Origin of the sequence: Pimelobacter simplex (assembly GCF_900114845.1) — a bacterium.
Taxonomy (GTDB): domain Bacteria; phylum Actinomycetota; class Actinomycetes; order Propionibacteriales; family Nocardioidaceae; genus Nocardioides; species Nocardioides simplex.
Genome location: NZ_FOUK01000003.1, coordinates 191,739 through 216,729, shown reverse-complemented (window position 1 = coordinate 216,729; position 24,991 = coordinate 191,739). Strand labels below are relative to the sequence as shown.

34 protein-coding genes are annotated in these 24,991 nt (G+C 73.4%); 11 read left to right on the top strand and 23 right to left on the bottom strand.

Translation table 11 applies throughout. The features are described 5' to 3' along the window. Positions 1-52 precede the first annotated feature (52 nt). The 3 genes from BM223_RS13690 to BM223_RS13680 form a co-directional block, all read right to left on the bottom strand. The gene (locus BM223_RS13690) at positions 53-1,501 is read right to left on the bottom strand and encodes a S28 family serine protease (protein WP_052138649.1); all 1,449 of its coding nucleotides are present in this window, start codon (positions 1,499-1,501) and stop codon (positions 53-55) included. 99 nt (positions 1,502-1,600) lie between these two features. Next, positions 1,601-2,122: a 2'-5' RNA ligase family protein gene (locus tag BM223_RS13685; protein WP_038678987.1), complete on the bottom strand. Its 522-nt coding sequence runs from the start codon at positions 2,120-2,122 to the stop codon at positions 1,601-1,603. A gap of 67 nt (positions 2,123-2,189) precedes the next feature. Then, positions 2,190-3,542: an SLC13 family permease gene (locus BM223_RS13680; protein ID WP_038678985.1), complete on the bottom strand. Its 1,353-nt coding sequence runs from the start codon at positions 3,540-3,542 to the stop codon at positions 2,190-2,192. A 119-nt stretch (positions 3,543-3,661) separates the two neighbouring features. On the opposite strand from BM223_RS13680, the gene BM223_RS13675 reads away from it, so the two are divergent. From BM223_RS13675 to BM223_RS13665, 3 genes are read left to right on the top strand one after another with little or no spacing between them, the layout of a single operon-like run. After that, positions 3,662-4,294, top strand: a complete 633-nt coding sequence (locus BM223_RS13675; RefSeq protein WP_038678984.1) for a FadR/GntR family transcriptional regulator — start codon at positions 3,662-3,664, stop codon at positions 4,292-4,294. A gap of 51 nt (positions 4,295-4,345) precedes the next feature. Further along, the gene (locus BM223_RS13670) at positions 4,346-5,095 is read left to right on the top strand and encodes an SDR family oxidoreductase (RefSeq protein ID WP_038678982.1); all 750 of its coding nucleotides are present in this window, start codon (positions 4,346-4,348) and stop codon (positions 5,093-5,095) included. Between the two features lies 1 nt (position 5,096). Then, complete coding sequence (locus BM223_RS13665; protein ID WP_038678981.1) at positions 5,097-5,477, top strand: hypothetical protein; 381 nt, start codon at positions 5,097-5,099, stop codon at positions 5,475-5,477. A 216-nt stretch (positions 5,478-5,693) separates the two neighbouring features. Here BM223_RS13665 and BM223_RS13660 read toward each other — a convergent pair whose 3' ends face one another. Next, entirely contained in the window at positions 5,694-6,254 is a 561-nt protein-coding gene (locus tag BM223_RS13660) for a hypothetical protein (protein ID WP_038678979.1), read from the bottom strand. Positions 6,255-6,365: 111 nt separating this feature from the next. Between BM223_RS13660 and BM223_RS13655 the strand changes: the two genes are divergently transcribed. Continuing rightward, complete coding sequence (locus BM223_RS13655) at positions 6,366-6,791, top strand: VOC family protein (RefSeq protein WP_038678977.1); 426 nt, start codon at positions 6,366-6,368, stop codon at positions 6,789-6,791. Positions 6,792-6,962: 171 nt separating this feature from the next. Here the strand turns inward: BM223_RS13655 and BM223_RS13650 are convergent, their stop codons facing one another. From BM223_RS13650 to BM223_RS13640, 3 genes are all read right to left on the bottom strand, one after another. After that, positions 6,963-7,436 carry a hypothetical protein gene (locus tag BM223_RS13650; protein ID WP_038678976.1) on the bottom strand — a complete coding sequence of 158 codons (474 nt, stop codon included), beginning with the start codon at positions 7,434-7,436 and terminating at the stop codon, positions 6,963-6,965. 169 nt (positions 7,437-7,605) lie between these two features. Beyond that, on the bottom strand, positions 7,606-8,391 hold the full coding sequence (locus BM223_RS13645; RefSeq protein ID WP_075018620.1) for an SDR family oxidoreductase: 786 nt from the start codon (positions 8,389-8,391) through the stop codon (positions 7,606-7,608). Positions 8,392-8,415: 24 nt separating this feature from the next. Beyond that, entirely contained in the window at positions 8,416-8,781 is a 366-nt protein-coding gene (locus tag BM223_RS13640; RefSeq protein ID WP_038678975.1) for a nuclear transport factor 2 family protein, read from the bottom strand. A gap of 79 nt (positions 8,782-8,860) precedes the next feature. Here BM223_RS13640 and BM223_RS13635 point away from each other — a divergent pair, with 79 nt between their 5' ends. Then, on the top strand, positions 8,861-9,670 hold the full coding sequence (locus BM223_RS13635) for a MerR family transcriptional regulator (protein WP_038678974.1): 810 nt from the start codon (positions 8,861-8,863) through the stop codon (positions 9,668-9,670). 17 nt (positions 9,671-9,687) lie between these two features. Here the strand turns inward: BM223_RS13635 and BM223_RS13630 are convergent, their stop codons facing one another. From BM223_RS13630 to BM223_RS13595, 8 genes are all read right to left on the bottom strand, one after another. Beyond that, positions 9,688-10,269 (bottom strand): DinB family protein, encoded by a 582-nt coding sequence (locus BM223_RS13630; protein ID WP_052138647.1) that lies wholly within the window; start codon positions 10,267-10,269, stop codon positions 9,688-9,690. A 6-nt stretch (positions 10,270-10,275) separates the two neighbouring features. Then, positions 10,276-10,560 carry a GNAT family N-acetyltransferase gene (locus BM223_RS27920; RefSeq protein ID WP_200887167.1) on the bottom strand — a complete coding sequence of 95 codons (285 nt, stop codon included), beginning with the start codon at positions 10,558-10,560 and terminating at the stop codon, positions 10,276-10,278. Positions 10,561-10,651: 91 nt separating this feature from the next. Beyond that, positions 10,652-11,200: a hypothetical protein gene (locus BM223_RS13620; protein ID WP_052138644.1), complete on the bottom strand. Its 549-nt coding sequence runs from the start codon at positions 11,198-11,200 to the stop codon at positions 10,652-10,654. Continuing rightward, positions 11,197-11,700 (bottom strand): helix-turn-helix transcriptional regulator, encoded by a 504-nt coding sequence (locus tag BM223_RS13615; protein WP_038678973.1) that lies wholly within the window; start codon positions 11,698-11,700, stop codon positions 11,197-11,199. The genes BM223_RS13620 and BM223_RS13615 overlap by 4 nt, the downstream gene beginning before the upstream one ends. Before the next feature lie 144 nt (positions 11,701-11,844). Then, positions 11,845-12,435 (bottom strand): dienelactone hydrolase family protein, encoded by a 591-nt coding sequence (locus BM223_RS13610; protein WP_075018619.1) that lies wholly within the window; start codon positions 12,433-12,435, stop codon positions 11,845-11,847. Between the two features lie 30 nt (positions 12,436-12,465). After that, positions 12,466-13,026, bottom strand: a complete 561-nt coding sequence (locus BM223_RS13605; RefSeq protein ID WP_038678972.1) for a hypothetical protein — start codon at positions 13,024-13,026, stop codon at positions 12,466-12,468. After that, the gene (locus tag BM223_RS13600; protein WP_038678971.1) at positions 13,023-13,463 is read right to left on the bottom strand and encodes a hypothetical protein; all 441 of its coding nucleotides are present in this window, start codon (positions 13,461-13,463) and stop codon (positions 13,023-13,025) included. Before BM223_RS13600 ends, BM223_RS13605 begins: the two co-directional genes overlap by 4 nt. After that, positions 13,460-15,262 carry a TIGR03767 family metallophosphoesterase gene (locus tag BM223_RS13595; RefSeq protein WP_038678970.1) on the bottom strand — a complete coding sequence of 601 codons (1,803 nt, stop codon included), beginning with the start codon at positions 15,260-15,262 and terminating at the stop codon, positions 13,460-13,462. The genes BM223_RS13600 and BM223_RS13595 overlap by 4 nt, the downstream gene beginning before the upstream one ends. 107 nt (positions 15,263-15,369) lie before the next feature. Here BM223_RS13595 and BM223_RS13590 point away from each other — a divergent pair, with 107 nt between their 5' ends. Both BM223_RS13590 and BM223_RS13585 read left to right on the top strand, forming a co-directional pair. After that, positions 15,370-15,993, top strand: coding sequence for a TetR/AcrR family transcriptional regulator (locus BM223_RS13590; RefSeq protein ID WP_052138642.1), 624 nt, complete (start codon positions 15,370-15,372; stop codon positions 15,991-15,993). Continuing rightward, on the top strand, positions 15,990-16,919 hold the full coding sequence (locus BM223_RS13585) for an alpha/beta hydrolase (protein WP_038678969.1): 930 nt from the start codon (positions 15,990-15,992) through the stop codon (positions 16,917-16,919). Before BM223_RS13590 ends, BM223_RS13585 begins: the two co-directional genes overlap by 4 nt. On the opposite strand, the gene BM223_RS13580 is transcribed toward BM223_RS13585, so the two are convergent. Continuing rightward, positions 16,916-17,329 (bottom strand): GNAT family N-acetyltransferase, encoded by a 414-nt coding sequence (locus BM223_RS13580; protein WP_038678968.1) that lies wholly within the window; start codon positions 17,327-17,329, stop codon positions 16,916-16,918. The two genes, BM223_RS13585 and BM223_RS13580, sit on opposite strands and share 4 nt — an antisense overlap. A 57-nt stretch (positions 17,330-17,386) precedes the next feature. On the opposite strand from BM223_RS13580, the gene BM223_RS13575 reads away from it, so the two are divergent. Then, positions 17,387-18,181, top strand: a complete 795-nt coding sequence (locus BM223_RS13575; RefSeq protein ID WP_038678966.1) for an HAD family hydrolase — start codon at positions 17,387-17,389, stop codon at positions 18,179-18,181. Here BM223_RS13575 and BM223_RS13570 read toward each other — a convergent pair. The 4 genes from BM223_RS13570 to BM223_RS13555 are packed head-to-tail and all read right to left on the bottom strand — an operon-like array spanning position 18,178 to position 21,278. After that, the gene (locus BM223_RS13570; protein WP_052138641.1) at positions 18,178-19,890 is read right to left on the bottom strand and encodes a cation:proton antiporter; all 1,713 of its coding nucleotides are present in this window, start codon (positions 19,888-19,890) and stop codon (positions 18,178-18,180) included. The genes BM223_RS13575 and BM223_RS13570 overlap by 4 nt on opposite strands. A gap of 27 nt (positions 19,891-19,917) precedes the next feature. Continuing rightward, positions 19,918-20,376, bottom strand: coding sequence for a pyridoxamine 5'-phosphate oxidase family protein (locus BM223_RS13565; protein WP_200887119.1), 459 nt, complete (start codon positions 20,374-20,376; stop codon positions 19,918-19,920). A gap of 6 nt (positions 20,377-20,382) precedes the next feature. After that, positions 20,383-20,796, bottom strand: a complete 414-nt coding sequence (locus tag BM223_RS13560; RefSeq protein WP_174823539.1) for a VOC family protein — start codon at positions 20,794-20,796, stop codon at positions 20,383-20,385. 5 nt (positions 20,797-20,801) lie between these two features. After that, positions 20,802-21,278 (bottom strand): helix-turn-helix transcriptional regulator, encoded by a 477-nt coding sequence (locus BM223_RS13555; RefSeq protein WP_038678963.1) that lies wholly within the window; start codon positions 21,276-21,278, stop codon positions 20,802-20,804. A 51-nt stretch (positions 21,279-21,329) separates the two neighbouring features. Here BM223_RS13555 and BM223_RS13550 point away from each other — a divergent pair, with 51 nt between their 5' ends. Next, positions 21,330-21,821, top strand: coding sequence for a GNAT family N-acetyltransferase (locus BM223_RS13550; RefSeq protein ID WP_052138638.1), 492 nt, complete (start codon positions 21,330-21,332; stop codon positions 21,819-21,821). A 1-nt stretch (position 21,822) separates the two neighbouring features. On the opposite strand, the gene BM223_RS13545 is transcribed toward BM223_RS13550, so the two are convergent. Both BM223_RS13545 and BM223_RS13540 read right to left on the bottom strand, forming a co-directional pair. Beyond that, on the bottom strand, positions 21,823-22,587 hold the full coding sequence (locus BM223_RS13545) for a glucose 1-dehydrogenase (RefSeq protein ID WP_038678961.1): 765 nt from the start codon (positions 22,585-22,587) through the stop codon (positions 21,823-21,825). A 33-nt stretch (positions 22,588-22,620) separates the two neighbouring features. Then, a complete protein-coding gene (locus BM223_RS13540) occupies positions 22,621-23,190 on the bottom strand; it encodes a TetR/AcrR family transcriptional regulator (RefSeq protein WP_052138637.1) in 570 nt (189 codons plus the stop codon). 61 nt (positions 23,191-23,251) lie between these two features. Here BM223_RS13540 and BM223_RS13535 point away from each other — a divergent pair, with 61 nt between their 5' ends. Beyond that, positions 23,252-24,082 (top strand): alpha/beta fold hydrolase, encoded by an 831-nt coding sequence (locus BM223_RS13535; RefSeq protein ID WP_038678960.1) that lies wholly within the window; start codon positions 23,252-23,254, stop codon positions 24,080-24,082. Here BM223_RS13535 and BM223_RS13530 read toward each other — a convergent pair. Next, the gene (locus tag BM223_RS13530) at positions 24,057-24,515 is read right to left on the bottom strand and encodes a DUF3995 domain-containing protein (protein ID WP_052138632.1); all 459 of its coding nucleotides are present in this window, start codon (positions 24,513-24,515) and stop codon (positions 24,057-24,059) included. The genes BM223_RS13535 and BM223_RS13530 overlap by 26 nt on opposite strands. Before the next feature lie 43 nt (positions 24,516-24,558). On the opposite strand from BM223_RS13530, the gene BM223_RS13525 reads away from it, so the two are divergent. Then, positions 24,559-24,969: a hypothetical protein gene (locus tag BM223_RS13525; RefSeq protein ID WP_158510202.1), complete on the top strand. Its 411-nt coding sequence runs from the start codon at positions 24,559-24,561 to the stop codon at positions 24,967-24,969. Positions 24,970-24,991: the final 22 nt, after the last annotated feature.

Sequence of the window (24,991 nt, the reverse complement as noted above, 5' to 3'; positions counted from 1 at the left end):
GGGGAGCGGGCGCTCGGCGTTCCCGCTGAGCGGCACCGAGGCCGGAGTCGACTCAGCGGCGCGCCCGCAGGTAGTCCGGCGCTCGGTCGAGCGCGGCATTGCGCTGGGGCCGCGCGGTGCTGCCGTCCAGCCCTGCCCAGGCACGGATCTGCGCGGTCGCCGCCGCGCGCTCCGCCTCGGGCAGCTGCGCGATCCGGGCGCCGTGGGTGCCACCGGCGACCACGTGGACCGAGCACTGGCGCCGCTCGACCGCCTTGCGGCCGCACGAGAACTGCTCGGCGCCCCAGGGGTCGTTGCCGCCGTACACGTAGAGCATGCGGTCCGACTTGTTCCGCACCCAGCGGTCGATGTCGGCCATCGCCCGCTTGTCGAACCGGATCGGCCGCAGCTCCTGCGGGACGAAGTTCGCGCCGCCCCAGCCGCCCGGGTAGCGCAGCACACCCGCGAGCGGCGCCTCGTACGCCTCGTACCACCCGAGCTGGTAGGCCGCCTGGTAGTAGTAGGCCAGCGTGCCGCGCAGGCCCTGGTCGAGGTAGCCGGTCAGCGGCACGACGCCCTGGGTCCAGTCCCAGACCTGCTCGTTGGTCGCATCGGCGCCGGGCACGTCGGCACAGGCGGACTGCGGGGAGTACTGCCAGAACGTGAAGTAGAGGTCGACGACGGCGGTCTCCATGCCCCGGTCGAGGCTGCCGAGGATCTCCCAGCTGTCACCGGTCGCCTCGGCGTCCTGCCGCGTGCGCTCCAGGAACCACGCGCGGTCCGGCCCGAGGATCCGCCGCTGGACCGCCGTCAACGCCGCCCGGCACTGGGGATCGGTGCCGACGTTCGCGAGGAACTCGTTGTAGGCGTCCTCGTCGTTGTCGACGTCGTTGGGCGCGACGTAGGGGATCGTGCCCTGGACATCGTCCGGGAAGAAGCGGCGGTGGTAGGTCGCCGTCATCCCACCCTTGGACCCACCCGTGGTCAGCCAGCTCTCGCGGTAGAGCCGCCGGAAGGACTGGATGATCGCGTGCTGGTCGGCCGCTGCCTGCCAGATCGTCAGCTGCTTCGGCCAGTCGGTCCGCGCCGGGATCGACGGCTCGAAGTAGCGGTACTCCATGCTCAGCTGGTTGCCGTCGACGATCTGCGTCGGCTCGCTGCGGCTCGGGTTCTGCGACACGTTGTAGCCACTCGTGTACATCACCATCGGCCGGCTCGTGTCCTTGTGCAGGAGCGTCAGCCGCTGCTCGAACGTGCCGGCGCGCGGGTTGCGGTGGTCGGCCGGCTGGCGGAACGTCAGCCTGAAGAAGCGGTAGCCGGCCGGCGCCGTCGCCTCCGTCACCGAGGTGACGCCGGGGAGGGCGGCGATCCGGTCGGCGATATCGCGCTGGTCCTGCTGGGCTCTCTGCTGTGCATGGTGCTGGGGTGTCGAGGATGCCGGTGGCGCGGCCAGGCCGGCGGTGAGCGTGGCCGCGAGCGCCGTGGCGAGGACCGCGCCGAGCGCGGACCGGGTGCGGGACATGGGGGACCTCCCGAGATCGTCGGCCGCACCACCGAGTCGGTGCGGCCGGGAGCCTTGATTCTGGCCCGCGGGCGCGCGCTCCGCCAGGGTCGTACCGGCTCAGCCGAGCCGGTACGACGCCCGTCGACGCCAGCTCGCCGCGGGCGCCGTCGCCAGCGCCGGCCCGCACCACAGCTCGACGTGGTCGACGGGCTGCTCGATCGGCAGGCGGGGGAGCACGGCTCGCTCGGCGGCGCGCAGCGCGTCGACGTCCCGCTCGGAGCTCCCGACCGTCACGTGCGGCACGACCGTCGCGAACGCGCCGCCGTAGGGCGGGTGCTCGGGGAACGCCGCCGCGACCGCCGCGGTCAGCTCGACGAACGGCGCCGGGTCGGCTGGTGCGAGGTACAGCACGGCGTCGTCGAACCACGCTGTCCGGTCGAAGCACGTCGTCCACGCGGGCACGGCTGCGAGCAGCGCCCGCAGCCGCTCGTCGTCGTCCACGGCCGGCTCCGGCCGGAACGGGTAGAGCACCGTCACGTGTGCCGGCACGCCCACCTCCGCTGCGCGGTCGAGCCGGGCCCGGTGGTGTCCTAGGGCGGGCTCCGCCGCGGGACACGGCACGATCAGCGCGCTCTCCACGCTTGCGACGTTACCGACTCAGGCGGGTCACCGCGGCCGCTCAGCTCGCTCGCGCTGCTCACCTCGCTCACGTCGTCGGCAGGACGAGCAGCCCCCACGCGACCAGCGGCGCGATCACGACGATCGACATGCCCCACTGCATCAGCCGCTTGAACACCAGCTCGCGGTCCTCGGGCTCCGCATTGGCCACCACCAGCGCGCCGTTGGTCGAGAACGGGCTGCAGTCGACGACCGAGCTCGAGATCGCCAGCGCCGCGATGAGCGCGACGGCGTTGACCTGGTCGGTCAGCAGGAAGGGGACGGCGAGCGGGATCAGCGCGCCGATGATGCCGGTGGTGGAGGCGAACGCCGAGACCACCGAGCCGATGAGGCAGATCAGCAGGGCGGCGATCACGGCGGCGCCGACGCCGGCGACCTCCTCGCCGAGCCACTGCACGACGCCCTGGTTCTCGAGCAGGGTCACGTAGGTGACGATGCCGCCGATGAGCAGGACCGTGCCCCAGCTGATCTTCTCGACCGCGCCCTTCGCGGACTGCGGGAACGCGAGCGTCAGCGCGACGGCGATCGTGAGGGCGGTGAAGCCCACGTCGAGGTCGAAGCCGAGCGCGCCGACGATGAGCGCGAGCAGGCCGAGGAGGGTGACGGAGCGCTGGGTGTCCAGGCGGTGCGGGTCGTCCTCGGCGGGGACGGAGGCGTTGGCCTTCACCTCGGCGGCCGAGTGCGGCTCGCGGTGGCTGGTAGGCCGGGTGGCGGCGAAGGACGCCGTCTCGGCGGTGGCCGCCATCGCGGAGACGTGGGCCTCCTCGCGGCCGCGGGCGATGAGCTGACGTCCGCCGAACGCGAGGTAGGTGATGACCGCGATGAGCGTGGCCGCGAGGAACGTCGTGAGGAAGAGGAAGCCCGCGTTGCCCGGCAGGTTGCGGTCGTCGACGACGCCGTTGGTGATGCTGCCGAAGATGCCGATGGGGGAGAAGCTGCCGGCGGTCGCGCCCTGCACGATCATCATGCCCATCATCACCGGGTGGATCTGGTAGCGGACGGCGAAGCCCATCCCCACCGGCGCGACGATGGCGACGGCCGCGGGGCTCACCGCGCCTACCGACGTCACGATCGCGCAGACCAGGAACATCGCCCACGGCACCAGCGCCACGCGCCCGCCGACCGCGCGGACGGCCGCATGGACGATCCAGTCGACGGTGCCGTTGTTCTTCGCCAGCGCGAAGAGGTAAGTGACGCCGACGAGGATGACGAAGAGGTCGCTCGGGAACCCGGCGAGCACGTCGTCCACCGTGGCGTCGTACACGGAGAGGCCGACGATGAACGACGCCACCAGGGCGAGCGCGCCCATGTTGACGCCGCGCAGGGTCGCGACGAGGAAGACGATCACGAGGACCGCCAGGGAGATCAGTTCATGCGACACATCGAGTCCGTTCCGAGAGCAAGCAGGTGAGGGGGCCGTGTGACCCAGGTCATGGCGATCGATCATGACAGTGGATGAGCCACCTGGCAACCCGGACAGTTGTCCACTAGTCTCCTGGCATGGATGCGGGATCCGGACGTTCCCTGCCGCCCCTCCGGCGCGAACGCCTCTACGAGAGCCTCGTGGCGCACATCTCGGACTTCATCGAGGCCCAGGGCCTGGTCAGCGGTGACCGGCTGCCGCCCGAGCGCCAGCTCGCCGCCGAGCTCGGCGTGAGCCGGGCGACCCTGTCCCGCGCACTCGCAGCGCTCGAGACCCGCGGGCGGATCGAGGTCCGCCACGGCATCGGCGCTCTCGTCCGCGAGCCGGACGTCGTCCCGGAGCCACGGGGGAGCGGGATCGAGCAGCAGGTGGCCGACCGCGCCGCCAGCGCGCCCGCCGAGGTCGCCACCGCCCGCGAGGCCGTTCTCGCCGGACTCGCCCGCGCCGCCGCCGTCAACCCCCAGGCCTCGCTGCGGATCGCCATGCTCGCCGACGACGGCCGCACCCGCACCTTCGACCACACCTGGCGCTGCATCCGCCGGCTGGCCGGTGTCTCGCTGCTCGCGGACCTCGACGACATGCTCGCCGCGAGCACGCCCGCGCCTGCTGACGGGCCGGAGGTGAGCGCGCGGCTCGACGTCCTCGCGGACGCGATCGTGGCGGGGGACCCGTCGGCGGCGGCGACTGCGTGCGACGGGCTGCTGGGCTGAGCTGCCGGACTGAGCTGCTGGGCTTGGCCGCTTGACGGATAGCGTGACGCCGTGACCTCCCGACTCGCCGTCGTGACCGGCGGCAGCCGTGGCGTGGGCGCCGCGACCGCCCGGCGACTCGCGCACGACGGGTGGAACGTGCTGCTGACCTACCGCACCGACGCGAGCGCCGCCGCCGAGGTCGTCGCCGACTGCCGTGCCGTGGGCGCCTGGGCGGGTGCCGTCCAGGTCGACGTCGCCGACGAGACCCAGGTCGACGCCCTCTTCGCCGACCTGCCTCCCGAGGCCGGCCCGCTGCGCGCGCTGGTCAACAACGCCGGGATCGTCGCGCCGACGTCCACGGTCGCGGACATGACGGCCGACCGGATCCGCCGGACCCTCGACGTCAACGTCGTCGGCGTCCTGCTCTGCGCGCGCAACGCCATCCGCCTGATGGCGACCAGCCGCGGAGGCGGTGGTGGCGCGATCGTGAACGTCTCGTCGCGGGCCGCCGTCCTCGGCTCGCCGGGGGAGTACGTCGACTACGCCGCCGCCAAGGCCGCCGTCGACACCGTCACCACCGGCCTCGCCACGGAGGTCGCCGCCGACGGGATCCGCGTCAACAGCGTCCGCCTCGGCCTCATCGCCACCGACATCCACGCCCGCAACGGCGAGCCCGGCCGCCTCGACCGGCTCGCGCCGTCCGTCCCGCTGGGGCGTCCGGGGACCGCCGAGGAGGCTGCGGCGGCGATCTGCTGGCTGGTGAGTGACGAGGCGTCGTACACGACGGGGGCGCACGTGGACGTCGCCGGCGGGCGCTGACGTGCTCGACCCCGCCGTCACCGAGGTCGAGGCACTGCTCACCGCGGCCGCCGCACGCCATCCCGCGCCGCCTTTGGCATCCGGCAGACCACGCCTGTCCGTGACGCACGCCCTGGCGGTCTGCGGCTGCGTCACCCTCGACGACGCGCCCACCTGGTTGCTCTACGTGACGGCCGACGGCGGCTTCGGCTGGACCAGCGTTCCCGACGGCGACGAATCCCTGGACCTGGTCGACGCCGGGTTCTCCGCCGTAGAGCACGCGGCGCCGTCCGACGTCCTGGCGTGGCTGCAGGGGAGCACCTGCGGTTCTTTCGGGGGCGGCGGCACCGAGCTTCGCGCCGTCCTCGAGGCGCTGGCTCAGGTCATCACTGCAGGCCGATGACCGGGCTGGCACGAACGTCCGGCCGCCGGTCGTGGTCATGACGAACGGTTGGCTCGGACTCGCTGTGAACTCGCCGGCCCGCGTTGCTCCGGGACCGCCCCAGCGTGGCCCACAGACCGCAACATGACATAATGTCACTTATCGGCGATCAAGTATCGCGGCCGGCACTGCACTACCTGCGTCTTCCGTACGACTGACGAGCCACCCCGACACACCTCAGGCAGAGCGATCCGAGCGTCTTGCTGGGCGGTGATCCGACGTCGACGGTATGTGCGCCTTCGTGCAGTCGGAAGCCGCGAGGACGACGATCACATCTTTCGGCTCGCCGGGGACTTCCACGGCCGACAGGTCATCAGGAGCCGTGTAGAACGTGACGTGACCAGTCGAGACGGTCGGATCGAAGAGTGTCGGCGTCACCGAGATCTGTCCGAGCATCGTGACGGTCGGCAGATCCTGCTGGCTCCGAGTGAGCGCCGCACAGGTGAACGCCGGCCCGCGGCGGAGCAGTATCTGGTCGCGATCTGCCCGGGAGCCGGCCAAGTCCTGATCCGGGATGCCCCGGCCGTTCACCGAGTACTCGTAGGCGTCGTCGCTAGGGAACCGCGCCCGGTCACCGTGATAGCTCTCCAACAATGCAGCTAGGACGTGGGCGCCGTCGCGGCGTTGCCAGCCAGCCCGCACGACTGATGCGAGCCCACTGTCGACGTCGTCGGGCTCAAGCGAGTCGAGAATCGACTGCACGCCGAGCTCGCTCGCACCCTGACTGATCCACGACATGAGCGAAGCCTGCCGACTCGACGCGTATCGCGCTACTCAGTCGGCGTCCCGCGCGGCAGTCGCGGCGAGGCGGACGTACGGTGGACGTTCCACGACAAGCAGGGAGATCCCGTGTCCGGCTACCCCGTCTTGCTCCACACCGCGATCGACGCTCACGACTGTCGCGGCTTGGCCGAGTTCTACCGCGAGCTGCTCGGGCTGCACTACCGGGATGGCGACGAGCCACCGACCGACGGAAGCCCTGATGACGCGAGTTGGCTGGTGTTGCTCGACGACGCCGGGGACCGGGTGCTGACCGTCCAGGAGAAGAAGGACACAACGCCTCCCACCTGGCCGTCCGAGCAGGTCCCGATGCAGATGCACATGGACTTCAAGGTGCCCACCGCCGACGACCTGGAGCGGCATCGCGAGCGTGCTGAGACGCTGGGCGCTCGGTTGTTGCACGACCGCTCGTCGGACGACGAAGAACCCCTGTACGTCCTCGCCGACCCGGCCGGACATCCCTTCTGCCTGCTCGTCCAACAGGGACGTCCGTAGCACCTCACGCTCCACGCGCCCGAGCCCACCGGGGACGGGGTGGTCCAGGCCCTGGGGGTTTCTGGACCACCCCTCGCCGAGGGGCTGCTCCTTAGTTCAGACCCGGCGCCGCTCCGAAGAGCTGAGGCCGAGCATACGTCGGCACTCCCCTGGCCGGATCCGTCTCAGGCCCTACCGGACCGCGAGGAACGCGGTCGCGCCGTCCACCTTGACCTGCAGGACCGCCGTCTTCACGCCGGCGACCGGTACGTCGTAGATCAGCCGGCCCTGCGCCGTGTCGTCGGTGTTCAGGATCCTCGGCGCGCTCTCGAAGGCGTCGCCATAGGGGGCCTTGTAGTCCGCGACGTGGCGGTAGCCCTTGCGGCCGATAACGAGGCGGGCGGCCGCGGGGTCGAAGGTGACGGGGAGGCCGCCGCGGTACGTCAGCTCGATCTCGACGACGACGAAGGAGCCGTTGTCCGAGAAGTCCTCGAGCTCGTCGGGCCCGATGTAGCCGACCGACTCGATCGACTTGATCTGGACCTGGCTCTTCCCGAAGCGCGCGACCGTTCCTCGTGGTGCCGGTGACGTCGCCGTGGTCGTGACCGTGGGACTGGGGGTGGCCGGCTCGGTGGCCGCAGGCGACCGCTTCTCCGACGTACCCACCCCCTGCCCGTCGTCACAGCCCGAAGCCGCAACGGCGAGGGCGAGCAGCAGCGCGGCGGCAAGGCCGGCAGCTCGACTGGGCCGAGCGCTGGGCAAGCCGTGGACAGACGGTGGCATGCCGCCGACCCTACGTCCGCGGCTGCAGCCGCTCCTCGCGGCGCTTCTCCACTCAGACTGTCGGGACGGTCCCCCCGTCGATGACGTACTCCGCACCGACGATGGCCGAGGCGCGGTCCGAGACCAGGAAGCAGACTAGGTCGGCGATCTCCTCGGTGCTGGCGAACCTGCCCAGCGGGACCCCGCCGAGTGAGTCGAAGATGCTCTGCCTGGCCTCCTCGCGGGTCATCCCGTTGTCGCTCGCGATGCTGTCGACGAACCGCTCGTACCCCTCCGTACGGATCCCGCCGGGGCTGACCGTGTTGACCCGGACGCCGCGCGGCGCCAGCTCGTTCGCGAGGCCCTTGCTGTAGGTGCGCAGCGCCGCCTTCGCCGACGCGTAGGGCAGCGTCGCGTCATGGAGGGGCATGATGCGCTGGATCGATCCGACGTGCAGGACGACCGCTCCCCCGGACTCGATCATCGCCGGGAGGAGTGCGCGATCGAGCCGCACCGCCCCGAGGAGGTTCAGGCTCAGCTCGGCCAGCCACTGCTCGTCGGTGACGACGGCGTACCCGCCGGCCGGCGTCGACGAGCCACCGACCACGTGGACCAGGATGTCCAGGACGCCCTGCTCGGCGATGCGGGCAGCCACCGCCTGGGTGCCCGCGACCGTCGACGTGTCCGCCTCGATGAAGCGATCGGGTCGCTCGTAGTCCTCGGGCATCGTCCGGGCGGTCGTCCAGACGTCGGCGCCCATCGCCCGGAGCCTGTCGACCACCGCTCTGCCGGCGCCCTTCGATCCCCCGGTGACCAGCGCCCGGCGGCCGTCGAGGCGGTCGCGATCCTCGTGTGCCATGTCTTCTCCTCGTCCGTCGGAAGGTCAGCCCGCGACGATGTCGAGTCGCTCGATGCGCCCGCCGTCGAGCACGAACCGGTAGTCCAGGTCGGCGGTGCCGCCGGGGAAGTCGCCCTCGAGGTGGTGGCCGACCACCCACGTCTCGCCGTCACGACGGACGCCGGTGAGCTCGGTCGTGTAGGTGAACTCCGCCCCCGCCTCGGTGAGGAACCGTCGCAGGGAGTCCGCGCCGCTGAAGGGCTCTCCGATGTCGGAGATCACCGCCGCGGGGGTCAGCAGGCGCAGGGCGGCGTCGGCGTCACGAGCCGCGTGGGCGTCCAGGAAGGCGCGGATCGTGGTGGGCAGCTGCTCGGTGTCGGCGTGGGTGTCGATGTGGCTGTTCGTGTCCATGCACTCGAGCCTGGGCACTCGGGCGCGGTGAGAGTCAAGGATTGGAGTCTCCCCCAGGGAGAGAGTCCAGACTTCGACCATGTTGGCGATCGGTGAGTTCTCACGGGTGACGCACCTCAGCATCCGCACGCTGCGGCGCTACCACGAGCTGGGGCTGCTCGAGCCGGAGCTGGTGGATGCGTCCAGCGGGTACCGCTACTACACCGCCGACCAGATCCCGACGGCGCAGGTGATCCACCGGCTGCGCGAGCTCGACGTCCCCCTCGCCGATGTCGAGCGCATCCTGGGGTCGCCCGACCCCGAGCAGCGCGCGGCGCTGGTCGCCGAGCACCTCGGGCGCCTGGAGGCGGAGCTGGCGCGCACCCGTGCGGCGGTCAGCTCGTTGCGACGGCTGCTGGCGCCGGAGCCCGCACCGTTGCGGGTCGAGCTGCGCGCGGAGCCCGCGGTCACGGTGGCCGCGGTCGAGGACGACGTGAGCGCGGGCGATGTCGATGCGTGGTTCGCCGGCGCGATGGCCGAGCTGGACGCCGCGCTCGGTCCGGCCTCCCGCGCGGAGCCGGCCGGCGGCCTCTACGACAACGCGCTCTACGAGCTCGGGCGTGGACACCTGCTGCTCTACCGGCCCGCCGCCGATCCGCCCAGCCGCGGACGGGTCCGCCCGGTCCGGCTCCCCGCGGTCGAGCTCGCCGTCACCACCCACGAGGGCGACCACGACGGCGTCGACGTGACCTACGGCCAGCTCGGCTCCTGGGTCGTCGACAACGCACTGACCGTGGCCGGGCCGGTCTGGGAGCGCTACCTCGTCGGTCCGCGCGACACCGACGACGAGACCGCCTGGCGGACCGAGATCGGATGGCCGGTCTTCCGCGTGGCCAAGGACCTCCCCTGACCCTGTGGCCAGGCTTCTCAGACGCCGGTGCGCCCGTCGACTCCCTCGCGGAGCAGGTCGGCGTGCCCGCAGTGCTGGGCGTACTCGGTGATCATCCGGAGCATCAGCCAGCGCAGGTTGACGTCCTCGTGCCAGTCCAGCGGTCGCGCGGTGTCGTCGAGCTCGTGAGCGGCGACGATCTCGCGGGAGACGGCGCACTCGTCGTGCCAGGTCGCCAGGTCGGCGGCGAAGTCGGCGTCTGCGGGCAGCTCGAAGTCGAGGTCGGGATTCTCCTCCGTGAAGAAGAGGAACGGCACCTCGCGTCGTTCGAAGTTCTGCTGGAACCACCAGCGCTCGCACCCGGCGAGGTGGCGGACCAGACCGTGGAGCGACAGCGTGGACGGCGCCATGGACCTGCTCCGCGCCTGCTCCGGGGTGAGGCCGCGACACTTCATCTCCACCGTCGCCCGGTAGTGGTCCAGGTACGCCGTCAGCGCCTCACGCTCGCCGGCCACCCGCGGGATCCGCGGGCGGTCGTCGTCCGCCCACTTGGGTGAGTAGGCGTCGTCGGTCAGGCCGGACTCCGGCCTGACCGTGCTGTCTCCCGAGTTCTCGCTCATGCTCCCTCACCCTGCCACGTCGTCGCCACACATCGGGTTGCCGAAGACGAGCGCCGGGCCACCGTTCTTGTGGACCTCCCGCTCGAGCACCATCCCGATCGCCTTCGCGACGCCCTGAGAGGCCACGTTGTCCGGGCGGATGATGGCGATCAGGTGCTGGATGCCAGCGTGCAGGGCCGCCTCACGGACGGCGGTGGCGGCCTCGGCGGCGTAGCCCTGGCGGCGCAGCGACGAGCGCACGTGCCAGCCGGCCTCGACGTGCCACTCCCCCTCGACCTCCTGCCAGGTCAGTCGAGCGTGGCGATGTTCGCGACGTCGGACGTCGTCATCTCACGGAAGCGGAGCCTGGCGGAGGGGGCGGGCAGCACGACGCGACCGTACGTCAGCTCGGACCGGCGGCGGCGACGACCTGCGGTCGCGCTCCCTGCCGCACCAGGGTCGGCGCGAGGGCCGCTCCGAACAGCACGGCCGAGACCGGCAGCAGGTCGAGGTCGGCCGACACGATCACGGTCGCGGCGAGCGCCAGCAGCGGAAAGGCGTACCAGCCCCGCCGGTGCTGGGAGCGCGCCGTCAGTCCGAGCAGGACGACCAGACCGGCGAGGAACAGCAGCGGGCCGACGGCGCGGAGCGGGGACGCCAGCTCCGGCCAGGCGGGGAAGAGGTCGGTGAGGGTGACCCAGGTGAACGCGGCGATACCGGCGACGGTGGCCGTAGCGGCACCGGTCCCCCAGGGCGCCGCGCGCGGCGTTCCGCGCAGGCGTGCCGCCATGCCGACCGCGACCGCGGCGAAGGCGATCCAGGAGACGAGGAAGCCGACATGGCCGAGGTTCCACCACAGGCCAGGGCCGTGGACGCCGTCGCGGCCGTCGAGCCAGCGGCACCCGGCGTAGACGAGGAGGGCGACGGGCACGGTCGCGCCGGCGCCCCTCACGAGGCCTCCTCGGGCGTGCTTGCGGCCGTCAGGGGGAAGCGCGCGTCGAGGCGGGGGCCGAGCACGGACTTCTCGAGGAACCGGAGGACGAAGAGCCCGCCGATCCAGTAGGCCGGGACGAGCAGGATGCCCTCGCCCGAGCTGTCCGGCGAGCTGACGGCGATGATCACGGCCGCGGTGATCGCGATGCCGAGACCGACGTAGAGGTAGCGCCAGCCGCGCTGCGCTGCCTGGGCCTTCGCCCGTGCCCGCCGCTGGTCGGCGATCCGGGTGTCGAGACCGTCGACCGCGATGCCGAGCCGGTCGCTCTCGACCGTGACGAACAGGTCGCGCACCGGGACGTCGAGCGCCTTCGCCACCATCGACAGGGTCTCGAGGCTGGCGTCGTTGCCGGCCTCCAGGCGCTGGATGGTGCGGACCGCGACGCCGCTCTCGTCGGCCAACCGCTCCTGGCTCCACCCTCGGGCGGTGCGCAGGTCCTTGATCCGAGCCTCGTTCATGTCAGTCATCCTTCCGTGCTGGGTTCATGGCTCCGAACCTAGGAACCAGCGACCTCCGGCGACCACGACAGCAGCCCGCCACCTCCCCGCCGCGGACCCGCCACGGACCCGACAACGACCTGACCGCCACTCGGCGGCGCCGGATCAGAGAGCGGCGAGGAACGCCCGCACCCGCTCACGCAGCAACGCGGCCGCGTCGGCGTCGTACGCGTCGAGCGAGGAGTCGGCGAACAGGTGCTGCTCCCCCGGGTACACGAAGAGCTCCGCCTCGGGCGCGGCGGCGACGAGCTCGCGGGCGGCGGGGAGGTCCTCGTCGAAGAACTCGTCGCCCTCCTTGCCGTGCACCTGCACCGGTACGCCGGCCGGCCACGACTTGCCGAGCTCCCCTACGGGCAGGCACGAGTACATGAGCAGCGCGCCGCGGGCACCCGGGCGGGTCTGGGCGAGGCGCTGGGCGATGGTGACGCCGAAGGAGAAGCCCGCGTAGACGAGCTCGCTGCCCAGGTCGTCGGCGACGGCGGCGCCGCGCTCGCGGATCGCGTCGAAGCCGGCCGCGCGGGCGTGGGCGAAGCCGTCCTCGATGCTCGTGAAGGTGCGCCCGTCGAAGAGGTCCGGCGCGTGCACGGTGTGCCCGGCCTCGCGGAGGTCGTCGGCGAACGCCCGGACGCCGTCGGTGAGTCCCTGGATGTGGTGGAACAGCAGCACCTCGGCCATGTCAGCGATCTCCTCGCTCATCGATCGGAACGTCCGGAACGTTCCTCGATGCTAGCCACGGCCACGGACAGCGTGGCCGGCCCAGCGCCGCAGCACCGCGACCTGGGCCAGGCCCGCCAGCACCCACCACGCGAACGCCCCGGCCACGCCGGCGTCGACCAGCCCCAGGACCACCCCCACCAGCCACACCGCGACCGCCAGGACGACGGTCAGCAGCGCCGTCCCGGCCGCCCCCACCGGCGAAGGACGGCACCACGGCCGCCCGGCCGCGACCGCGACGAGCAGCGGCGGGAGCACGACCGCCACCACCAGGGCGCCGAGGGGGAAGACGGCGAGGAGGACCGAGAGGAGCAGGACTCCCCCGGCGCTCCAGGCCAGGAGCGCGGGGCGCGGTCCGGTGAAGGACGCGACCGAGTCGGCGACCACCCAGGCCGCGGTGACGGCGAGCGAGAGGACGACGGCGGTCCCGGCGACGAGAGCCGGGACGAGCAGGCCGCCGGGCCCACGGCCGAGCGCCGGGACGACGCTCAGCGCCTGGACGAGCGCGGTCAGGGTGATCGTCACGCCGGCGACCGGAGGCCGGCCGGCGGCGGTCTGCTGGGTGGCGCTCACGACGGGTCCGTCCCGTCGACGGCCGCGGCGAGGAGGTCCTCGATCGACCCCGCGTAGACGACCTTCTCCCCCACGCGGATCTCCACCCGGTCCGGCTCGTCCGCCGGCGAGCGTGAGGTGAGGGCGACGCCGTCGACGGTGCTGCCGGTGCAGGTGACCTCGCCGGCTGCCGACGCGAGGCAGTCCGGGACGACGAGGAGCGGGACGTCGGTGCCGACCAGGTAGTCGATCGTGGCCACCCGCACGTTCGATGCCCGGTCGCCGCTGACCGGCGCGAGTCCGTCGTACACGGACCGGACCGAGCCGGCCGCGACGACGACCGCGCCGACGGCGACGACCGCGACCAGGGCGAGCAGGATCCGCCGGGCCCGCGGGGTGTGCGGCACGCGCTCGGCGACCGCGACCAGGGCACGGACCGGCCAGGACGGGGTGGTCATCGGGGCACCGCCTGCTCGTGGGCGGCGATCCGGGCGAGGTGCGTCATCCGCTCCGCCTCGAGCGTGGCGTCGGTGATGCCGTCGAGGGGGAACGGCGCGGGCAGGAGCAGCTCGGTGTTCCGGTCGAGCGGCGAGCCGCGGCGCATCAGCGGCGACTCGACCCAGTCGTTGAGGGCGAGCTCGCGGCTGCGGGAGGCGAGGTCGGCCGGCGTCCCGTCCCCCGTCGGCACGGCGGCCGACGCGTGGTCGATCACGGTGGTGAAGAGCGAGAGCGTCCCGTCGCGGTTGTCGACGATCTCGACCGTCTGCTGCTGCTGGGGGAAGTCGATGCACGAGGCCGTGGTGATCTCCCAGAACCCGCAGCCCGTCCCGGAGGTGTGCGCGAGGATCTGGTTGACGTGGGTGTGCCCGTTGAGCCAGGCGACGGCGACCGGGTGGCGGAGGAGCAGCTCGACCACGTCGGACGAGTGGTGCAGCCGCTCCCTCGATCCCGGCCGGTGCGAGGGATTGTCGAGCGTCCGGCTGTTGTGGTGCGAGGCGACGAGCACGAGCCTGCGCTCCTGCTCGGCCAGCACGAGCTCGCGCTCGAGCCACGCGAGCTGGCTCGCGACGACGGCTCCGTCGGGACCGGCGACGGCGTTGCAGGTGTCGAGCCCGAGCAGCCGGACCGTGCTGCTGAGGTCGGCGCGCCACCAGGTCTCGCCGGTGCGCAGGTTGCGCTCGGTGAAGCCGTGCCCGACCGGTCCGGGGCGGGACGCGGTGCGGAAGTGTTCGGCCATGAAGGCGCGCTGGTCGAAGAGCCGCCGCCCGGGGTTGGCGGGCACCGCCTTCGTGCCGCTCGCGCCGAGCAGCTCGCGGAACACGCCGCCGGCCTGCGTCCAGGCGCTGTTCTGGGCGGCGTACTCGGTCAGCATCGTCGAGAGCGTCGTCGGCATCGAGGAGGACTTGCGACCGCCGACGGCGATCCGCTCGGCCTGCTCGGTCACGCCGAAGGCGCCGAACAGCAGCACGTCGTGGTTGCCGAAGACGGCGTACCAGGGGGCGGCGAGGCCGATCGAGCGGACCTTCTGACCGACGGCCTGGTCGAGCAGACCGGGCAGACGGGGGTAGCCGTAGCGGGCGTACGCGCTGCCGGCGGGGTCGTCGGGACGGTAGGCCCACGTGGCGTCCTCCCACGCCTGGACGCCGTGGTACCGCCGGCCACCCGAGCCGGGGTCGACGACGCCGCCGTCCAGGAGGTCGATGTACCAGCGGAGCTCGAGCGTGGAGAGCATGTCGGCGCTGTCGCCGGTCACCACGGCGGCGCCCATCGGCGCCCGGGTGAGCGGGCTGAGGCGGGCCTGGTGGAAGCCGTCGACCATCGCCGCGACGGTGGCGACGGTGAGCTGCTCGTGCGGGCGGAAGGCGCCCATCCAGGTCGACTCGTCCTGCACGATCATCGGCTCCATGCGGCACGGCGACTGGGCGTCGACGAGGTGCAGGTCGGAGAGGTGCGCGAGGTAGAGCAGCGAGCGCCGGGCTCCGGCCCGCGCGGCGCCGGGGGCGCGACGCAGCAGGTCGAGGCGCGGGAGGTACCGCTCGCCGGGACCCGTCGTCAGGCGCCGGTACTCCCCCTGCACCACCGATCCGCGCAGGAACGTCTGCTGCAGCGTCGAGGGCAGGTCGTCGAGCCGCGGACTGCTCCCGACATCCGCCAGGCGGCGTGCCACCTGCACGCCGAGCGCGTCCGACTGCAGTCCGCCGGCTGCCGCGAGGGCGCCGATCCCGTGCACGAACGCGCGCCTGCTCAGCCCCGGCACACCGGACTCCTCATCCCGCTCCCCTGCTCCCTCACCGATTGGATACACAATGTATCGAGCCGGGGCGCCAGCGGGAAGAGGCCGGCCGCCCCACCTAGACTCGGACCATGCGCAGCCGTGCCGACACCCAGCAGCGGCTGGTGGCCGCGGCCCGTGAGGTGTTCGCCGAGGACGGCATCCGGGGCGCGAGCGTCAGCGCGATCTGCGCCCGGGCCGGCTTCACCCGCGGCGCGTTCTACTCCAACCACGCGAGCAAGGAGGAGCTCTTCCTCGAGCTCTACCGTGACGAGACCGAGGCCCAGATCGGCCGGCTGCGCGCGGCGGTCGCCGACGTCCTCGGCTCGGCGGAGCCGGCCGCGGACCCGGTCGCGCTCACCCGGCGCCTGGGCCACGCGGTCGCCGCGACGTTCCGCCGCGACCCGGTCTGGTTCCGGCTCGCCGCCGAGTTCGAGGTGCACGGACTCGACCAGCCGCACGTCCGCGAGGCGACCGCGCACATCGACGGCGAGGTCCGCCGCGCCGTCGAGGAGGTCGTCGCCGGGGTGCTCGCCACTGCCGGCATCACCGCCTCGCTCCCGGCCCCCGAGATCGCCGACGCGATGATCGGCATCTACAACGACGCCGTACGACGCGCGCTGCTCACCGGCGACACCGACGGCACGGTCCGGCACGCGGTCGAGACCGTGATCCCCCACGTCGTCGCCGCGCTCGTCGCCCCCGCGGCACGATGAGGCTCGGCCTCGCGCACCTCGTCGACCCCCGGCTGCTCCCGGCCGCCGCAGCCTCGCGCGCCTTCTACGACAGCAGGGTGCCCGGCCGCGGGCCTTCGAGCCGGGCCGAGCTCGAGGCGGCGCGCGCCGCCGTCCCCACCCCGGCTCCGGCCGACCCGCCGCCGCTCACCGAGGTCGTCCACGCCGACGGCCGGAGCGTGCCCGTGCGGATCCACCTGCCGACGGCCCGGCCGCCGTCGGGGGTGGTGCTCCAGCTGCACGGCGGCGGCTTCTACCTCGGGACGGCGGCCGCCGACGACGTCCGCAACCGCCGGCTCGCCGACGCCGTCGGTGTCGCCGTCGTCAGCGTCGACTACCGCCTGGCGCCCGAGCACCCGTGGCCCGCCGCACCCGACGACTGCGCCACCGCGGCGCTCTGGCTCACCGAGCACGCCGGCGCCCGCTTCGGCACGACGGACCTGGCCCTGCTCGGCCACTCCGCCGGCTCGACCCTCGCGATGACCACGCTGCTCCGGCTCCGCGACCGCGGACTCGCGCCCTTCCGCACGGCGGTGCTCCCGTTCGGCACCTACGACCTGAGCGGCCGCACGCCCGCGGGACGCCGGATCGCCGACGAGTACTTCCTCGACGCCTACGCCGGCGCCGCCGCCGACCGGACCCACCCCGACCTCTCCCCCGCCTTCGCCGACCTGGCCGGGCTGCCACCCGTCCTCGTCGTCGTCGGCACCGAGGACGTCCTCCTCGACGACAACCTGGCGATGGCGGCTCGCCTCGCTGCTGCCGGCGTCGACGTCGAGCTGAGCGTCTACCCGGAGGCACCCCACGGGTTCACCGTGCACCCCACCGCGCTGGCCCGCGCGGCGGCGGACGAGAGGGACGCCTGGCTGCGGACGCACCTCGGGAACCGGCAGGGCGGACGACCCTAGGCGCCGTGGGTGAGGTACCGGTCGGGCTCGGGCAGCGGCGCGAACCCGTGCTGCTCGTACAGGCCGTGCGCGTCGGCGGTCGCCAGCAGCACCCGGCGCAGGCCGAGCGGCTCGAGGTCGGCCAGCACCCCGGCGACGAGCATCTTGCCGATGCCGCGGCCGCGCGCGTCGGGGGCGACGAAGACGTCGCAGAGCCAGCCGAAGGTCGCGCCGTCGGTGACCACGCGGGCGTAGCCGACCTGGGCGCCGGTGGCGTCGTCGTAGACGCCGTAGTTGCGGGAGGAGTCGATCGCGGCGTCCATCGTCGCGGCGCTGCGGCCGGCGGCCCAGTACGACAGCTCGCTGATCCAGCGGTGCACGAGGGCACGGTCGATGCGGGCGACGTCGTCGGAGAAGGTGAGTCCGGCCATGCCCGCCAGCGTCCCAGACGTGATCGGGCGGAGGGCGCCGGGGATAGGCTTCCGCGGATGAGCCTCCTCGTCGCGACCGACCTCGACGGGACGCTGCTCCCCTACGACAGCGCGACGGTGCCGTCGTACACGGCCGAGGTGCTGCGGCACGCCGACGAGGAGGGGATCCCGATCGTGTTCGTGACCGCGCGGCCGCTGCGCTGGATGGAGCCGCTCTGGCCGTACGTCGGCCGGCACGGGCGGGCGATCGTGTCCAACGGCGCCATCACATACGACGTCCACCGGCGCGCGCCGATCACGGTCGCGGGCATCGAGCCGGGGCCGGGCCTCGAGCTGGTCGCCGCGATCGCCGAGAGCGTGCCCGGCGCGTCGTTCGCGGTCGAGTGCCTCGACGGGATCCGGCAGGACCCGCACTGGGAGGAGCCGTACCACCTGCCCGCCGGTGCGGTGCGCGGTCCGCTCGCCGACGTGTGGGACCTGACGGCGGTCAAGCTCCTGGTCCGCGCGCCCGGCAGCTCCCCCGACGCGCTGCGCGAGGGCGTGGTCGCGGCCGTGGGCGAGCGCGCCACGCCGACCTGGTCGGTGCCCGGGCTGATGGAGATCAGCGCGACCGGCGTCACCAAGGCCAGCGCACTGGTCGCACTGTGCGAGGGGCTCGGCGTCGGACCCGAGGACGTCGTCGCGTTCGGGGACATGCCCAACGACATCCCGATGCTCGCCTGGGCCGGGACGTCGTACGCGATGGCGGACGCGCACGAGAGCGTCCGCGAGGTGGCGGGCCACGTCGCGCCGGCGTGCGCCGACGAGGGCGTCGCGCAGGTGCTCGACCGGCTGCTGACCCAGCGCTCCTAGGCCTTGAGGCGCTGCTCCTCGCGGTCGAGGAATCCCTCCACCTGCTTGAAGGTCTCGGTGCTGAACGCGCCGATCGAGCGCTCCCGCAGCAGGGCGTCGCGCATCGCGTCGAGGTAGCGGCGCTGCACGATGAGGGCCTGCTCGCGCTGCCCCGGCCGGCTCTCGGCGACCCGGTGCACGCCGGCGAGCAGCATCGGCAGGAAGCGGTCCTTGAGCGACTCGACGACGGCCGGGTCGAGGGGGTCGCCGTCGACGGTCTGCTGGTCGAGGGGGCCGAGCGTGTCGGTGGCGTCCTCGGCGATCTGGCGCATCAGCGTGAGCAGGTCGTCGCGGCGCTCGGCCGGGTCGGCCGACGGGAAGTCCATCCGGCGGATGAGCGCCGGCAGGGTGAGCCCGAAGAGGGCGAGCGAGACCATCGCCACCAGGCACGCCACGAGGACGACGGTGTCGCGGTGCGGCGTCCCGCTCGGGATGGTCTGCGCGGCCGCCAGCGTGACGACGCCGCGCATCCCGGCCCAGGCCAGGACGACGTACCCGCGGGCGGTGATCGGCTCGCGCTCCTCGAAGGCGATGTCGGCGCTGGCCCGGGCGATCCGGCGCCGTGCCCAGCGCAGCCGGGTCTCCTCGCGGTCGTCCTTGGGCTCCCAGGTGTCGACCCGCTGCTCGATCTGGTCGAGCCGCTCGCGGACCCGGTCGCCGCGGTCGCCCGGTCCGTAGCGGCCGACGAGGGCCGGCCAGGCGAGGCCGGCGAAGCGCAGCGCGACGAGGGCGCCGAGGACGAGCGCGACCATGCCGACGACCTCGCCGGTGCTGGTCTCGGCCTTCGCGTCGTCGATGAGCATGGGCAGCTGGTAGCCCAGCGCGAGGAAGACGCCATTCTCGAGGATGAAGTTGATGGTGGCCCAGGTCGTCGTCTGGGTCTGCCGGTCGCGGGCGCTGAACCGCTTCGCGCCCATGGCGCCGGTGACCAGTCCGGCGACGACCACGGCGAGGACGCCGGACGCGTGCATCTCCTCGGCCGGCACGTAGGCCAGGAAGGGCGTCACGAACGAGATCGTCGTGTTGAGCACCGGGTCGTCCAGGCGCTCGCGGACGAGCACCGTCACCCAGGCGACCACCCAGCCGGCCAGACCCGCGCCGACCACCGCCCACAGGAAGTCGACCGTGGTGTCGCCGAGGCTGAACGCGCCGGCCACGCCCACCGCCGCGATCGCCGAGCGCAGCACGACGAGCGCGGACGCGTCGTTGACCAGGCTCTCGCCCTCGAGCACCGTGACGAGCCGTGGTGGCAGCCCGACCCGGCGGCCGACGGCGGTCGCCGCGACGGCGTCGGTCGGGCTGACCACGGCCCCCAGCGCGATGCCGAGCGCGAGCGGGATCGCCGGGAACACCAGGTGCACGAGCAGCCCGACGACGACCGCCGACACGATCACCATGACCACCGAGAGCCACGAGATCAGCGACAGGTTGCGGCGCAGGTCGATCACCGGAAGCTGGACGGCGGACGCGTAGAGCAGTGGCGGCAGGACGCCGGCCAGGATGAGCTCGGGCTCCAGCTCGAGGTGCGGCGTCGCCGGGATGAAGCTCGTGCCGATGCCGAGCGCCACCAGGAGGAGGGGCGCCGCGACGCCGGTGCGGCGGGAGAACACCGACGCGACGATGCTGATCGCCAGGCCCGCGGCGGCGATGAGGACGAACTCGTGGCTCACCCGGGAGAGTCTAGGAACGACGCCGGCTCAGCCGAGCCACTCCCCGTCGCGCAGGAGCGTCCGGCCGGCCATCTCGTTGGCCTCGCGCCAGGCCTGCAGCCGCTGCGGGCGCAGCACCTGGAAGACGTAGCCGGCGAGCCCGCGCGGGTCCCAGTCGGCCTGGGCGGCGTAGGCCTCGCCCAGCGCGGGATCGTCGTCGACGCCGGCCTCCCGCTCCAGGACGGCGTCGATCATCACGACGTCGCGGGTCGGGCCGACGCCGAGCCGCGCCCGGCCACCCGCCCGCAGGTTCGTCGCGGTCACCGACGCGCCGTCGAGCGCGATCACGACCCGCTCCCCCACCCAGGCCAGCGACACCGGCACGAGGTGCGGCACGCCGTCCCCGGAGGCGGTCGCGACCCACACGTCGATCGCGGGCGTCGCCAGCAGCGCCAGGCTGTCGGCCCGGCGCGTGGCGCCGTCCCGGGCGGGTGGCAGGTCGGGCACGCGGGCTCAGCTCGCCTGGTTGATGCGGACGTGGTTGCCGGCCGGGTCGCGGAAGGCGCAGTCGCGCACGCCGTACGGCTGGTCGATGGGCTCCTGGACGACCTCGGCACCGGTCGCCTGGATGCGCTCGAAGGTCGCGTCGAGGTCGTCGGTGCGCAGCACGATCGTGGCGTAGGTGCCCTTGGCCATCATCTCGGCGATGACCCGCTTCTCGTCGTCGGTGATGCCGGGGTCGGCGGCCGGCGGCGCGAGCACGATGGAGGGACCGGCCTGGCCGCCCTCGGGGGCCACGGTGATCCACCGCATGTCGCCGTACCCGACGTCGTTGAGGACCTCGAAGCCGAGCACGTCACGGTAGAAGGCCAGCGACGCCTCGGGGTCGGTCTGGGGAAGGAAGCTGTGCTGAATGCTGATGTCCATGCCCGTCACGCTAGTCGCGTCGGGAACGGGTCCGCTTCTCGATTCCTGATCGGTCGGGTGACCTTCTTGGTGACGCACGACGGCGGCTCGGCGAGGTCGCCGTCGTGGGCCGCGTCGCGGGTCGCGACCTCGTCGCGGTAGGCGCTCGGCGCCAGCCCGACCAGCTCGGTGAACCGGGTGCTGAACGTTCCGAGCGACGAGAAGCCGACCTCGAAGCAGACGTCGGTGACGCTCAGGTCGCCGCGGCGCAGCAGCGCCATCGCCCGCTCGATCCGCCGCGTCATCAGGTAGGAGTACGGCGGCTCGCCGTAGGCCCGCTTGAACTCCCGGCTCAGGTGGCCTGCCGACAGGTGCACGTCGCGGGCGAGCGCCTCGACGTCGAGCGGGCGCGCGTACTCGCGGTCGATCCGGTCGCGCACCTTGCGCAGCAGCGCGAGGGTGCGCAGCCGCTCGGGGTCGATGCCGGGGGTCTCGCTGGCCACGACGACATTGTCGCAAACCCGCGCGCCGGCGCGCGGGGCTAGCGTGGCGCCATGACCCGGGAGCCCGTCACCGTCCGTCGTGCCGGCGCCGCGGACGTCGCCGCGGTGCGCGAGGTCGGCCTCCGCACGTGGCCGGCGACCTACACCGCGCTCGCCGGCGCCGACTACGTGCGCACCGGGCTGGAGCAGTGGTGGAGCGTGGCCCGCACGGAGCAGGCGATCGGCGCGGGCCGGGTGCTGGTCGCCGAGCGCGACGGCGCGGTCGTGGGCATGGCGGCGTACACGACCGACGGCGACGTCCTCGACCTGTGGCGCCTCTACGTCGTGCCCGAGGCGCACGGCACCGGTGCCGGACGGGCGCTGATGGACGCGGTGCTCGCCGGTCCGGCGCGTGACCTGCGCGTCGTGCGGCTCGCGCACATGGACGGCAACACGGTGGCCCGCGCGTTCTACGAGCGGATGGGGTTCGTCGAGACGCACCGGTCCGCCGACGAGATCGGCGGACCGGACAACGTCTGGATGGAGCGGCCGGTCGGCCCCTAGGTCACCGACCTGCGATGTACTCCACCGACGGACCGGCGGTCCAGCCGCCGTCGACGGCGAGCTCGGCGCCGGTCGTGTACGACGCGGCGTCGCTCAGCAGGTGGACGACCGCACCCACGAGCTCCTCGGGCCGGCCGACCCGCTGGTACGGGTTGTTCGGGAAGGCGCCCTCGTCGGCGACGATCCCGGTCGGGGCGGTCATCGGCGTCAGGACCATGCCGGGGTGCACCGAGTTGACCCGGATCCGGTCGCGACCGAGCTCGACCGCCGCGATCTTGCTGAGCCCGCGCACGCCCCACTTGGCGGCGCCGTAGCCGCTGGTCATCGCCATGCCCATCAGGCCCGCGGCCGACGAGATGTTGACGATCGAGCCGCCGCCCGCCGTCCGCATCGCGGGGACGACGGCGCGCAGCCCGGTGTGGACGGCGATCAGGTTGATCTCGATGATCCGGCGGAAGACGTCGGTCGGCTCGTCGGCGGTCAGCTGGCCGGTGGCCGAGATGCCGGCGTTGTTGACCAGCCCGTCGAGCCGGCCGAAGGCGTCGACGCTCGCGGCGACGGCGGCCTCCCAGGACTCCTCGCTGGTGACGTCGAGGTGGACGTAGCGGGCCGCGGCGCCGAGCTCGTCGGCGACGGCGGCGCCCTCGTCGTCCAGCAGGTCGCCGATGACGACCCGGCCGCCGGCGGCGACGATGCCGCGGGCGAAGGCGGCGCCCAGCCCGCGGGCGCCTCCGGTGACGAGGACGACCTTGTCCTGCAGATCCATGGTGGTTCCTTTCCCTGCGGCGCGTGGGCGCCGCTACTCGTGGCGATCGCCGGCGAAGAGAGCCGCGCCGGCCGCGGCCGCCGCCTCGGGGGCGGTGAGACCGTCCTCGACCATGTGGGCGAGGGCGGAGATGGCGAGCACGATGGCCTGGCCGCACGCGACGGTCGTCGCGACGGCGCGCTCGGGGGCTCCGATCCGGGCCGCGACGGCGGGCCGCAGCACCTCGGCGGTCGCATAGCTGGCCTCGAGCCAGACCCGGCGCAGCGCGAGGTCACCGAAGACGGTGCGCATGAACGCCCGAGATGCGTCGTCGGTCATCGAGTCGTTCGCGGCGACGAACGCGCGGGTGACCGCCTCCCCCAGCGACAGCCCGGCCGGCTGCGCGGCGAGCGCGGCGGCGTAGGCGTCGTTGCCCTCGTCGAAGAGGGGGCGCAGGCAGTCGGCCTTGGTCGGGAAGTAGCGGTGGAAGCTGCGCTCGGAGACACCGGACGCGGCCACCAGCGCGGCGACGGTCGGGCTCGAGTCGCCCGCGGCGACGAGCACGTCGGCGCACGCACGGGCGATCCCCAGCAGGGTCGCGGAGTCCGGAGGGCGTCGGGCCATGGTTCCAGCGTACTCCGTTAGTGGCAGAAACTGCCATTAACGGCATGGGTAGGGTCGGGCCGTGCGCCGAACCGAGCTGAGCGACCCTGCCGGCGTCCGCTGGACGCCCGGGGCGCACCACGGCGTCGGCGCCCTCGTGCTCGGCGGCTCCAGCGGCCGCGTCGACGAGCAGCGGGCCCGGCTCCTGGCCCAGGAGGGCGTGCTCGCCGAGTCGATCCAGTGGTTCGGCGGCCCGGGACAGCACGACGGCCCCTGGGAGATCCCGCTCGAGATGTTCGCCGCGCGCGTCGACGCGCTGGCCGCCGAGTGCGACCGCGTCGTCCTGGTCGGCCTCTCGTACGGCGCCGAGGCCGCGCTCGCGACCGCCTCGCTCACCGGCGCGCCGGTCGCCGCGGTCGCCGCCTTCGCCCCGACCGACGTGATATGGGCCGGCACCACCGCCACCGGCCGGCAGACCGCGCACTGGACGCTCGCCGGCGAGCCCCTCCCTCACGTCCGGTACGACGACAACTGGGTGCCCGAGACCGACCCGCCCGCCTACGCCGGGCTGTACCGAGCCTCGCGCGCCGCCGACCCCGCGGCCGTGGCAGCGGCGACCCTGCCGGTCGAGCGGATCCCCGAGGTCCTCCTCGTCGCCGGCGACGACGACCAGGTCTGGCCCGCCCGCGAGCAGGCCGAGGAGATCGTCCTGCGCCGGGCCGCGCACGGCCTGCCGACCACGCTCGTCGCCGACCGGGCCGCCGGGCACCGCGCGGTCCTGCCCGGCGAGGAGGTCGTCACTGCCGGCCAGCGGATGGCCCGCGGCGGCACCGAGGCCGCCGACCGCCGGCTCGGCGCCGCCGCCTGGGAGGCGCTCCGCAGGCTGGTCAGGCCCGCGGCGCCCGGCGCGTAGGGGCGGACTCGATCCCGGCCAGCACCGCGGCACCGAGCACCGCGACCAGCGGCCGGTACACCCGGGCGTCGAGACGCACGAAGGTCGCGGACGGGGCCGGCATCCCGAGCAGCACGGTGGTGCGGCGCCCGCCCAGCGCGGCCCGGGCCAGCAGGCCGGTGCCGACCACGCCCCGCACGACGTCCTGGACCCGCGGCGCCACCGTGGTCGCCGTCCCGGCGGCGGCGACGAGCAGACCCGCGCCGACGGCCGCGGTGAGCGGAGCGGGCGGGAGGCCCGCCGGGGAGCCGGTGACCGCGTCCGCGAGGGTGTCGCGCGAGCGCGCCGGCCAGGGGCTGCCGGTGGCCCAGAGGAGGTGCAGGGCGCCCGCGGCCGCGAGGCCGAGCCCCGACGTGCGACGTCCGGCAGCGGCGAGGCGGGGCGAGAGCGGCACGTCGTCAGCCTAGAGCCGCCGAGGGGGCTCCTAGGGTGAGCCCATGAGCCAGCAGCCGCCACCGCCGCCACCGCCCCCTCCGCCGCCGGGGTACCTGCGGCTGACCGTGCAGGGGAACTTCATGCTCAGCATGATCACGCCGAGCATCCAGCTCGACGGCTACCCGGTCGCGGCGAAGTACGGCCAGAACGTCTACCCGGTCGTGCCGGGGGTGCACCAGGTCGCGGGCTACGCCCAGTGGATGTGGCGCTACGGGCACGCCCAGCAGCAGTTCCAGGTGGCACCGGGGCAGACCGTCGACGTGTTCTACGCCGCGCCGGCGCTGACCTTCATCGGCGGGCGGATCGGCTTCGAGAAGCAGCGCACCCCCGGGCTGCTCGCGCTGCTGCTCGTGCTGGGCGGCATCCTCGCGGTGCTGGTGGGCCTCGTGGTGCTGGTCGCGGTCTCCGCCTGACCTGTCGATCGACGATCTGCGC

Excerpts from the sequence above, each read along its gene's own strand:
- BM223_RS13690 (WP_052138649.1), bottom strand. The coding sequence starts at position 1,501 with ATGTCCCGCACCCGGTCCGCGCTCGGCGCGGTCCTCGCCACGGCGCTC.
- BM223_RS13675 (WP_038678984.1), top strand. The coding sequence starts at position 3,662 with ATGGATGCGGGATCCGGACGTTCCCTGCCGCCCCTCCGGCGCGAACGC.
- BM223_RS13660 (WP_038678979.1), bottom strand. The coding sequence starts at position 6,254 with ATGTCGTGGATCAGTCAGGGTGCGAGCGAGCTCGGCGTGCAGTCGATT.
- BM223_RS13645 (WP_075018620.1), bottom strand. The coding sequence starts at position 8,391 with ATGGCACACGAGGATCGCGACCGCCTCGACGGCCGCCGGGCGCTGGTC.
- BM223_RS13640 (WP_038678975.1), bottom strand. The coding sequence starts at position 8,781 with ATGGACACGAACAGCCACATCGACACCCACGCCGACACCGAGCAGCTG.
- BM223_RS13635 (WP_038678974.1), top strand. The coding sequence starts at position 8,861 with ATGTTGGCGATCGGTGAGTTCTCACGGGTGACGCACCTCAGCATCCGC.
- BM223_RS13630 (WP_052138647.1), bottom strand. The coding sequence starts at position 10,269 with ATGAGCGAGAACTCGGGAGACAGCACGGTCAGGCCGGAGTCCGGCCTG.
- BM223_RS13615 (WP_038678973.1), bottom strand. The coding sequence starts at position 11,700 with ATGAACGAGGCTCGGATCAAGGACCTGCGCACCGCCCGAGGGTGGAGC.
- BM223_RS13610 (WP_075018619.1), bottom strand. The coding sequence starts at position 12,435 with ATGAGCGAGGAGATCGCTGACATGGCCGAGGTGCTGCTGTTCCACCAC.
- BM223_RS13600 (WP_038678971.1), bottom strand. The coding sequence starts at position 13,463 with ATGACCACCCCGTCCTGGCCGGTCCGTGCCCTGGTCGCGGTCGCCGAG.
- BM223_RS13590 (WP_052138642.1), top strand. The coding sequence starts at position 15,370 with ATGCGCAGCCGTGCCGACACCCAGCAGCGGCTGGTGGCCGCGGCCCGT.
- BM223_RS13585 (WP_038678969.1), top strand. The coding sequence starts at position 15,990 with ATGAGGCTCGGCCTCGCGCACCTCGTCGACCCCCGGCTGCTCCCGGCC.
- BM223_RS13580 (WP_038678968.1), bottom strand. The coding sequence starts at position 17,329 with ATGGCCGGACTCACCTTCTCCGACGACGTCGCCCGCATCGACCGTGCC.
- BM223_RS13575 (WP_038678966.1), top strand. The coding sequence starts at position 17,387 with ATGAGCCTCCTCGTCGCGACCGACCTCGACGGGACGCTGCTCCCCTAC.
- BM223_RS13560 (WP_174823539.1), bottom strand. The coding sequence starts at position 20,796 with ATGGACATCAGCATTCAGCACAGCTTCCTTCCCCAGACCGACCCCGAG.
- BM223_RS13550 (WP_052138638.1), top strand. The coding sequence starts at position 21,330 with ATGACCCGGGAGCCCGTCACCGTCCGTCGTGCCGGCGCCGCGGACGTC.
- BM223_RS13545 (WP_038678961.1), bottom strand. The coding sequence starts at position 22,587 with ATGGATCTGCAGGACAAGGTCGTCCTCGTCACCGGAGGCGCCCGCGGG.
- BM223_RS13540 (WP_052138637.1), bottom strand. The coding sequence starts at position 23,190 with ATGGCCCGACGCCCTCCGGACTCCGCGACCCTGCTGGGGATCGCCCGT.
- BM223_RS13525 (WP_158510202.1), top strand. The coding sequence starts at position 24,559 with ATGAGCCAGCAGCCGCCACCGCCGCCACCGCCCCCTCCGCCGCCGGGG.